Source organism: Duganella aquatilis (assembly GCF_009674565.1).
Lineage (GTDB): Bacteria > Pseudomonadota > Gammaproteobacteria > Burkholderiales > Burkholderiaceae_D > Rugamonas > Rugamonas aquatilis.
This window is the reverse complement of the sequence record NZ_WKJL01000067.1, coordinates 1-508: the sequence shown is the minus strand read 5'-3', so window position 1 is coordinate 508 and position 508 is coordinate 1. Positions and strand designations below refer to the sequence as shown.

Sequence of the window (508 nt, the reverse complement as noted above, 5' to 3'; positions counted from 1 at the left end):
ACACAGGTGCTGCATGGCTGTCGTCAGCTCGTGTCGTGAGATGTTGGGTTAAGTCCCGCAACGAGCGCAACCCTTGTCATTAGTTGCTACGAAAGAGCACTCTAATGAGACTGCCGGTGACAAACCGGAGGAAGGTGGGGATGACGTCAAGTCCTCATGGCCCTTATGGGTAGGGCTTCACACGTCATACAATGGTACATACAGAGGGCCGCCAACCCGCGAGGGGGAGCTAATCCCAGAAAGTGTATCGTAGTCCGGATTGTAGTCTGCAACTCGACTGCATGAAGTTGGAATCGCTAGTAATCGCGGATCAGCATGTCGCGGTGAATACGTTCCCGGGTCTTGTACACACCGCCCGTCACACCATGGGAGCGGGTTTTACCAGAAGTAGGTAGCTTAACCGCAAGGAGGGCGCTTACCACGGTAGGATTCGTGACTGGGGTGAAGTCGTAACAAGGTAGCCGTATCGGAAGGTGCGGCTGGATCACCTCCTTTCTAGAGTAGCACT

General features: G+C 54.3%; 1 rRNA gene. It reads left to right on the top strand.

Going from position 1 to position 508, the window contains the following annotated elements:
• Positions 1 to 495 (top strand): 16S ribosomal RNA (locus GJ698_RS30250); the annotation flags it as partial.
• Positions 496 to 508 lie beyond the last annotated feature (13 nt).